This window comes from Pararhizobium antarcticum (assembly GCF_001885585.1).
Lineage (GTDB): Bacteria > Pseudomonadota > Alphaproteobacteria > Rhizobiales > Rhizobiaceae > Pararhizobium > Pararhizobium antarcticum.
The window spans coordinates 1-8,237 of sequence record NZ_LSRP01000147.1 but is presented as its reverse complement, the minus strand read 5'-3'; the positions used below and the strand labels follow the sequence as shown (position 1 = coordinate 8,237).

The following is an 8,237-nucleotide window of genomic DNA, read 5'->3' as shown; positions in this document are numbered from 1 at the left end:
TCAGAAGCTTCGCCAAAGAGCGCAAGTCATGGGCAAACATCCCAGCGAAAATCAACCGTAAGCAAACCTTCAGCTTCAGTCGCTGGGTTTATCGACAGCGTAATCTCGTTGAGCGGTTCTTCAATCGAATCAAACAGATGCGCGGATTGGCAACCCGATACGACAGGCGCGCAGATAACTATCTGGCGGCACTCAAACTCGCCGCTATTCGAATATGGATCGCTTCAAAAAACGAGTCCGCATCCTAGGACGCTTGCCGGGAGCTTTGACATTCAACAGCCCCTCTGGGCCATGCGCGTTAAAGCGCTCAACCCAGTCCCGCACAATCTGCACGGTCACGCCGCCAACTCTGGCGGCCTCGCTAGGCGTTGCTCCATCATAAGTCTGCTCGAGAGCCAGAAGCCGACGAGTCTGGACGGTATCTTTCGACAACCACGCCGCCTTGCGCAGGTCGTCGCTGACAAAGTCCGTTTGAAGTTGAAGTGCTGAGCCCATGACAAACCTCCTGTTTGCAACAGGGATTCAGATTCATCGCACTTTGTGAACCCTCAAGAGTCACAGGCTGTACCGGGTGGTATAATACGGCTCCTCACTGACTTTGACTCTTTTGCTTCCCAAACCGCGGTGAATCTGAATTTCTGGTGCAAACAGGAGGTTTGCGATGGGAGCAGCGATTTCATTACGGACAGATTTCGACGCGGAAGGTCTTCGGCGTCTCGCTCGTCGGAGCAAGCATGCAACTCAGGCGCACCGACTGCTGGCGCTTGCCCTGATCTATGACGGAGGCTCGCGCTCGGATGCGGCGCGGCTGGGCAATGTCACTCTTCAGATCGTGCGCGACTGGGTCATGCGGTTCAATGCGACTGGCCCTGGCGGGCTGATAGATGGCAAGGCTCCTGGCCCAAAGTCACTGCTGAACGATGCTCAGCGGGCGGCGCTGGCAAAGGCCATCGAACGGGGACCGACAACCTATCTCGATGGTGTCGTGCGGTGGCGTCTGTGTGATCTAGCGCAATGGATTTGGGAAGAGTTTCGTGTGTCGGTGAGCGAACAGACACTGAGCCGGGAGGTACGTGCCATGGGTTACCGCAAGCTCGCTGCCCGCCCCAAGCATCATGCGCAGGACCCTCAAGCCATTGAGTGTTTTAAAAAAGTTTCCCCGCCGCAGTGGCAAAGATTGCAAACGGGGCGGCTCAAGGAAAACGTATAGAAATTTGGTACCAAGATGAGGCCCGGATCGGGCAAAAGAACAAGATCACCCGTCGCTGGGCAAAACGAGGCTCAAGGCCATTCGCCCCGCACGACCAGCGGACCCGCTCTGCCTATATCTTCGGTGCTATCTGCCCCAAGCTGGGCAAGGCGGCGGCACTGATCATGCCCTGGTGTGATACCCATGCCATGACCCAGCATCTGGCCGAAATCTCCCGGCATGTGGCCGATGACGCGCATGCCATCCTCATCATGGACCAGGCCGGCTGGCACATGTCTAACAACCTTGTTGTGCCTGCCAACATCTCGATCATGCCGCTACCGCCGAAGTCGCCGGAGCTCAACCCGGTTGAGAACCTCTGGCTCTTCATGCGCGAGAACTGGCTGTCAAACCGCATCTTCAAGTCCTACGACGACATCATCGCTCATTGCTGCGATGCCTGGCGAAAGCTCGAAAGCCAGCCATGGCGCATCATGTCTATCGGACGCAGACAATGGGCCAATGGGTTCTGATCAGCGAGAGTCCGTATAAGTTCGCGGTTTTGGTTTAATTAAGCGTAGACAACAGTTTCCATATCGCCATCTGGTGATATACGGGTCACGCCGGCTTCATTTGTTGTGATGGAAGTCTGAAAACATTCGACTAGTGTCACCTCCCGTCGATTGATTGACTGTCCTACGAATTCTTTTATAATCATGTTCGCGATGATTGGTTCGCCGCTATAGTGCAATAGCCATTTTCCTATAATGTACGCGACGTCCTTTATCATTGCACACTACCTTTGTTTTTAACACTTTACTGTATAAATTAGAATCGTGACAGTGATGCGACACTACCCACAGGGCCAGTGTAACCATCCGAGCGGCGCCGCAGGTTTTCGGTCACCGCCCGTGTGACATCGGTCGCTGGTAAAATGAGCGTTAATTTCGACGCACCTGTTCCGGTAATCCCCCCGGCAATTAACGGGCTTCAAAAGTAGAATTTTCTCGGCAATATGATCGAGGAGAATTCGATGAAGATGAGCAGATTTAGCGAACCACAAATCCTTGCAATCCTTCGCCAGGCGGAGGGAGGTGTTCCTGTACCCGAGCTTTGCCGGGAACATGGAATGAGCACGGCTTCCTTTTACAAATGGCGATTCAAATACGGCGGCATGGACGCGTCGATGATCAGCCAGATGAAGGCTCTGGAGGATGAGAACCGTCGGCTGAAGAAGATGTATGCCGAGATGAGCATGCAGGCAGAACTGCTGAAGGAGGCTTTGGGAAAAAAATGACGCAGCCATCTCAACGCCGGGAGCCTTACGGCAAATGCGAGCATTTGCCTATCGGCCAGGGGATGGCTGGGAAAGCAGTGGCGTTGCGAGGGGTGAGCATTGCGCTCGCCTGCCGCACCTTCGAGGTCAGCGAGACCTGCTATCGTTACAGCGCCAAGCTGAACGACGAGAACGAGCAGATCGCCGATCTCCTCATCGAGTTGACGCAGGCAAAGAAGAGCTGGGGCTTCGGCCTGTGCTTCCTTTACCTACGCAATGTCCGTGGGCACGGTTGGAACCATAAACGCGTGTATCGCATCTATCGCGAGCTGGAATTGAACCTGCGGATCAAGCCGCGAAAGCGATTGAAGCGGGACAAGCCGGATGCTTTGGCTGTGCCAGTAGCGCCGAACATGGTCTGGTCAATGGATTTCATGGCAGACCGCCTGGAGGACGGTAGGCAGTTCCGGCTGCTCAACGTTTTGGACGACTTCAATCGCGAGGGACTGGGCATCGAGGTGGATTTTTCGCCGCCTGCTGAACGTGTCATCCGGAGCCTGAACCAGATCATTGAATGGCGCGGCAAACCGTTCGCCATTCGTGTGGACAATGGGCCGGAGTATATCAGCGGGAAACTCATGGAATGGGCGCAGGTGAAGGGTATCGCCTTGAACCATATCCAGCCCGGAAAGCCGCAGCAGAATGCCTACGTCGAGCGCTACAACCGCACCGTCCGACATGAATGGCTCGACCAATACATCATTGAAAGCATCGAGGAGGCACAGGAATTCGCCACACAGTGGCTATGGACGTACAACAACGAACGGCCCAATATGGGCATCGGCGGCATAACGCCCGCACAGAAACTGAAAATGGCCGCGTGAATTCTACTGCTGAGCCCCGTTAAAAACGGGGGGATTACCGATCGCCGGTCCAGCTCTTGGGCAGGTACAGGGCAGGGCGGTGACAAAGTCTACCAGTGAACGCCGGCATATTGCCTGGCGGGGCGGAGTAAAATCCAGCCAGTGGTAGGCTGCTTTCTTTCGAGAGGGTGGCCGGGGATGTTTGTCGTGGAAAGTTACGCCGCCGTTCGCTGGTTTGTTTTCGTTGAGGGTCACAGCTGCCGCGAGGCCTCTCGGGTCTTCGGTTTAAGCCGTGAGACGGTTTCGAAGATGTGTCGCTTCTCTCTTCCTCCGGGCTACACGCGCACGAAGCCTGTGGGTAAGCCAAAGCTTTGAATGTTGCTGCCTGTCATTGACGAGATTCTGACGTCGGATCAGGCCGGACCGGTAAAGCAGCGTCACAGCGCCAAGCGGATATTCGAACGGTTGCGTGATGAGCACGGTTTTGGCGGCGGCTACACTGTTGTGAAGGACCATTGGGCCAGATCGACAAGTCGCCAGCGTGCAACGCCATCGAGATAGGGAACCGGACCTCTCTCAACCGCATCGGATCAGCGCCTTCCGCTGTTGATCATTCAAAAGAGGTTCACGTCCTTTCACCTTTCCCGTTTTCAGACCATCTGGACCGAGCAGATTGAGACGCTCAACCCAGTCACGGACGATCTGCAATCCAACACCGCCCAGCGATGCTGCCTGACTGCGAGAACCGCCTCCGTAAATAATCGACAGGGCTAACAATCGGCGCGACCAATCCGCATCCCGACTTTGCCTTGCCAGCCGACGCAGATCGTCCCCCGTATAGTCTCTACGAACTGCGAGTGCTGTTCCCATGGCGAAATCTCCTTTCGCCATGTTGAATCATGTATTGCAAGAAAAGGGAATCGAGTGATTCACCCTCATCAAGCATTGGTATTAGCAAAACGCCCGAAACTGTTGAGACAAACCGAGCCACCTCTGAGTTCAGGTACGGCGTGGACCCATGGAGTCTAACTGTTCTCCGCTTTACACAGTTGAGATTTTAGCCAAATAGCGAGCGGATAGCACGGAGCTCGTCCTTAATATCGACCTGATGGTTGCCTATAAAAAGACCGTTCGTATCGATGTATTCTGCAGCTGACAGGTTGCCGCTAACTTCGTAGTCAAAGTACTTGATTACTTCGTTCTTTACGAAATTTCCGGTAACAATTGGCCTCACGTCGACGCCATTCTGTTTCAATTTTTCCAGAACATAGCTGCGAGAAACTTCACTCCCCTGCCTGATAGTAATCGCAAAACCGAACCAACTGCTCAAGCCAGTCTCCGCTTGGATTTGCAGGTATGGATGATTACCGAAAAGGTCTTGGAAGTACCGGCCATTGTCTCGACGTTTTGATATAAATCCCGGTAGCTTTTTGAGTTGCTCCTGGCCTATCGCACCGCTCATTTCAAGCGGCCTGACATTGTATCCAGGAAGCACAAACTTGAACGACTCTTCGAAAGCGTCGTCGCTCTTTTCACCCGTACAATGGTTGAACTTTGGTAAATTTCGTGTCCAGCCGTGCGCCCTTAGCGACAACAAGATATGGTAAATTTCTTCGTCTTCCGTGACGATGCAGCCGCCCTCCATCGTCGCAATATGATGTGAATAGAACGAACTAAAGGTGCCCATTAGCCCGAACGTTCCCGCTTGGCGATCCTCGAAGGTGGCCCCCATTGATTCGCAATTATCTTCGAGGAGGGTGATTTCTCTCTGACCTATAATCTTCTTAACGGCAGAAAAATCATTGGGGTTGCCCAGCAGATTGACAAGGCAAATTGCCTTCGTTCTGTCATTGATTGCCGCCTCGAGCTTCTTCATATCCATATTTAGCGTAAGGGGATCGATGTCCACAAATACTAGCTTCAACCCATACTGATGAAATGGATAGTAGGTTGTTGACCATGAAACTGCCGGAACGATCACTTCATCGCCGCGCTTCAACTTGGGGTTCTTGGTAAAGAAGAGAGCCGCAACCATTAGCAGATTTGCAGTAGATCCTGAGTTGACCATTACAGCAAATCTAGAGCCAAAAAAATCCGCAAATTGCCGCTCATATTCGGCAACGTAGGGGCCCATAGTGAACATTCTTGAATCAACCACTCGTTGGATAGCTTCAAGCTCTCTGTGGTCCCATGTATCTGTTGCAAGAGGGAGATTAATCATTTTCCTGCTTCACCCTTATAAAAATTGTAAGTTAGACTAATCCCGTCCCGCAATTGTGTCTTTACGTGCCAACCGAATTTGTCCAGCCTATTTATGTCGACTAGTTTCTGACTCATACCAGAAGGTTTTGAAAGGTCGTGAGAAAAGCTCCCCGTGAAGCCCAATACCTCGGCGATCTCAGAATAGTATTCATTGATTGTGTAATCGCGGCCAATGCCGACGTTCAGATATTGGGGCAATTCAGAAAACCGATCTGTGGCGAAAAAAACAAAGTCCGCCAAATCTCCGGCATACATGAATTCACGACGGGTTTTGCCATCGCCCCAAATGCTGACAATCTCCGATCCACTCTCGACTGCATCAGCGATCTTGCGAATAACTGCAGGTATCATGTGGGACTTTTCAGGATCAAACTTGTCATGACGACCATACAGATTGCACGGTATAATCGTTTTATAGAGAAAGCCTGAATCTTCGCTGTGAATATAGCTGCACAGTCGAGCACAAGCGAGCTTTGCTATGGCGTAGCCCTCGTTTGTGGGCTCTAATTCGCCCGAGAGTATGGTCTCTTCGCGCAGGGGATTCTCCGCGTTGCAAGGGTACATACAGGAACTGCCGATGTTAAGCAGGTTGCGAACTTCGGCGCTGCGAGCACCCATAATGACATTCAGTCCCATTCTCAAATTATCTGTAAGAAAACGAACAGGCGCCGCAATGTTTGCCTGTATCCCTCCCACCGTTCCTGCAGCGTGAATTACCAGATCCGGTCTCGTACGATGGAAAAACGCTTTAACAGCGTCCTCATCAAGCAAATCCAACTCTTTGCGACTAGGAGACAATATCTCGTAATCATGGGCACGGTGGTGTTCGCGGATGTTGCGCCCGACCATACCGGAGCCGCCGGTAATAACGATTTTCATAGCGCTTCCATCAAGTTTCTAGTGAGAAGGGCACGTCATGACCGTGTTTTTTTAGAAATGCATGCCGTTTTGCTACCTTCAAGTCAGCCGCCACCATTTCCGAACACATTTCCTGCGCAGTTATTTCCGGGGCCCAGCCAAGCTTATTATGAGCCTTTGAGGGATCTCCCAACAATGTTTCTACTTCGGCGGGACGGAAGTAACGCGGGTCTACTCTTAGAACCACGTCGCCCACTTTTAGGCCGGGAGCACTATCGCCATCTATGGCGACAACCACTGCATGTTCGTCCACGTCAGTCCCTCTAAACTCCAACGTGACGCCCAATTCGCTGGCCGACCAGTTGACAAAGTCTCTGACTGAATATTGCTTGCCTGTGGCGATCACGAAATCATCTGGCTCATCCTGCTGAAGCATCATCCACTGCATGCGGACGTAGTCTTTAGCGTGTCCCCAGTCGCGAAGTGAATCAAGATTGCCCATATACACGCATTGCTCAAGACCCTGCGCAATATTAGCAAGTCCTCTCGTAATTTTACGCGTAACAAAAGTCTCTCCCCGCCGCGGGGATTCGTGATTGAACAAAATGCCATTGCAGGCATACATACCGTAGGCCTCGCGATAGTTTACAGTAATCCAATACGAATAGAGCTTTGCAACAGCATAAGGAGAGCGCGGATAGAATGGCGTTGTCTCTCGCTGCGGAATCTCTTGGACGAGACCGTAGAGCTCTGATGTCGATGCTTGATAAAATCGCGTCGTCTTTTCGAGGCCGAGAAATCGAATTGCCTCTAAAAGTCTTAGGGTTCCCAGCGCATCCACATCAGCCGTGTATTCTGGTGCCTCGAAGCTCACTGCTACATGAGACTGAGCGCCCAGATTGTACACCTCATCAGGCTTTACCTCCTGGATGATTCTCGTCAAATTTGATGTGTCACTGAGATCGCCGTAGTGCAGCCTTAACCGCGGGTTTGGAACGTGTGGATCCTGAAATATGTGGTCGATTCTTTGGGTATTGAACAGGGACGACCGTCGCTTGATGCCGTGGACCTCGTAACCCTTGTCAAGGAGGAATTCGACCAGGTAGGAGCCGTCTTGGCCCGTGACACCAGTTACTAGAGCAGTCTTTTCCATCGGTCGTCCATTTCCTAAAATATACGGCGTGCGACTTGAGGAGAACCCCGGCCGCACGTGTCGAGATATCCTTCGTCTACGCGTAGGTCCAGTGGCTTATCAGCATGCCTCCGCCGTTGCAAAAGGAATTGCAATCGATTTGAGCAAAAGGGCTGCCGACGGCGGCACATCAATAGACTTCACCGCTGTGTTGAAGAAAGCAGAGATTGCCATCTCAATGGATGGCAATGGCGCTTGGCGGGACAACGTGTTCGTCGAACGGCTCTGGCGTTCGATCAAATACGAGGAAGTTTACCTCCACGCCTACAAGACCGTGTCCGAGGCCCGCGTCGGCATTGGCCGATATCTGACCTTTTACAATAGTCGACGCCCACATTCATCCCTTGACCTGCAGACGCCGGATCAGGCCTACTTCAACCCGCTGGCACCAATGATGGTGGCGGCATAATCGAGGCGGAAATCCACTTAGCAAAACGCCCGAACTGTTCAGACAAACCGAACCACCTCTAAGTGTCCGTCCGGAGACTTTGAGAATCGGCGGAATCGGTTAGCGGACTTCGGTTTGCGGGTTGTGCGCGGTTGTGATTCCTTTTGTGCTTTCGAATCACGAAAGGAAGCTGCGATGTGGACGATCGA

8 protein-coding genes and 2 pseudogenes are annotated in these 8,237 nt (G+C 52.4%); 5 read left to right on the top strand and 5 right to left on the bottom strand.

Annotated elements, in window-relative coordinates; all coding sequences use genetic code 11:
- A partial coding sequence (locus AX760_RS25020; protein WP_139276480.1) for a transposase occupies positions 1 to 248 on the top strand: 248 nt, incomplete at its 5' end.
- On the opposite strand, the gene AX760_RS28255 is transcribed toward AX760_RS25020, so the two are convergent.
- On the bottom strand, positions 205 to 495 hold the full coding sequence (locus AX760_RS28255; protein ID WP_071835735.1) for a helix-turn-helix domain-containing protein: 291 nt from the start codon (positions 493 to 495) through the stop codon (positions 205 to 207). The two genes, AX760_RS25020 and AX760_RS28255, sit on opposite strands and share 44 nt — an antisense overlap.
- 166 nt (positions 496 to 661) lie before the next feature.
- Between AX760_RS28255 and AX760_RS26380 the strand changes: the two genes are divergently transcribed.
- The 3 genes and pseudogenes from AX760_RS26380 to AX760_RS26375 form a co-directional block, all read left to right on the top strand.
- Positions 662 to 1,722, top strand: a protein-coding gene (locus AX760_RS26380) for an IS630 family transposase (protein ID WP_087149355.1) whose coding sequence is annotated in 2 segments (ribosomal slippage) — positions 662 to 1,154 and positions 1,154 to 1,722 — 1,062 coding nt in all. Because the reading frame shifts where the segments join, the coding sequence is not laid out codon by codon here.
- Between the two features lie 500 nt (positions 1,723 to 2,222).
- Positions 2,223 to 3,349 (top strand): IS3 family transposase gene (locus AX760_RS24995; RefSeq protein ID WP_087149356.1). Its coding sequence is split into 2 segments (ribosomal slippage): positions 2,223 to 2,472 and positions 2,472 to 3,349, totalling 1,128 coding nucleotides; the frame shifts between segments, so codons are not numbered across the junction.
- Between the two features lie 177 nt (positions 3,350 to 3,526).
- Positions 3,527 to 3,844 (top strand): annotated as a pseudogene (locus tag AX760_RS26375) (IS21 family transposase); the annotation flags it as partial.
- Positions 3,845 to 3,904: 60 nt separating this feature from the next.
- On the opposite strand, the gene AX760_RS24990 reads toward AX760_RS26375, so the two are convergent.
- From AX760_RS24990 to gmd, 4 genes are all read right to left on the bottom strand, one after another.
- Positions 3,905 to 4,198 carry a helix-turn-helix domain-containing protein gene (locus AX760_RS24990; protein WP_071835731.1) on the bottom strand — a complete coding sequence of 98 codons (294 nt, stop codon included), beginning with the start codon at positions 4,196 to 4,198 and terminating at the stop codon, positions 3,905 to 3,907.
- A gap of 187 nt (positions 4,199 to 4,385) precedes the next feature.
- Complete coding sequence (locus AX760_RS24985) at positions 4,386 to 5,549, bottom strand: DegT/DnrJ/EryC1/StrS family aminotransferase (RefSeq protein WP_071835730.1); 1,164 nt, start codon at positions 5,547 to 5,549, stop codon at positions 4,386 to 4,388.
- On the bottom strand, positions 5,546 to 6,469 hold the full coding sequence (locus tag AX760_RS24980; protein WP_071835729.1) for a GDP-L-fucose synthase family protein: 924 nt from the start codon (positions 6,467 to 6,469) through the stop codon (positions 5,546 to 5,548). Before AX760_RS24980 ends, AX760_RS24985 begins: the two co-directional genes overlap by 4 nt.
- Before the next feature lie 10 nt (positions 6,470 to 6,479).
- On the bottom strand, positions 6,480 to 7,601 hold the full coding sequence (gene gmd / locus AX760_RS24975; protein WP_071835728.1) for a GDP-mannose 4,6-dehydratase: 1,122 nt from the start codon (positions 7,599 to 7,601) through the stop codon (positions 6,480 to 6,482).
- A gap of 166 nt (positions 7,602 to 7,767) precedes the next feature.
- On the opposite strand from gmd, the pseudogene AX760_RS24970 reads away from it, so the two are divergent.
- A pseudogene (locus AX760_RS24970) lies at positions 7,768 to 8,049 on the top strand (transposase); the annotation flags it as partial.
- Between the last annotated feature and the right edge of the window lie 188 nt (positions 8,050 to 8,237).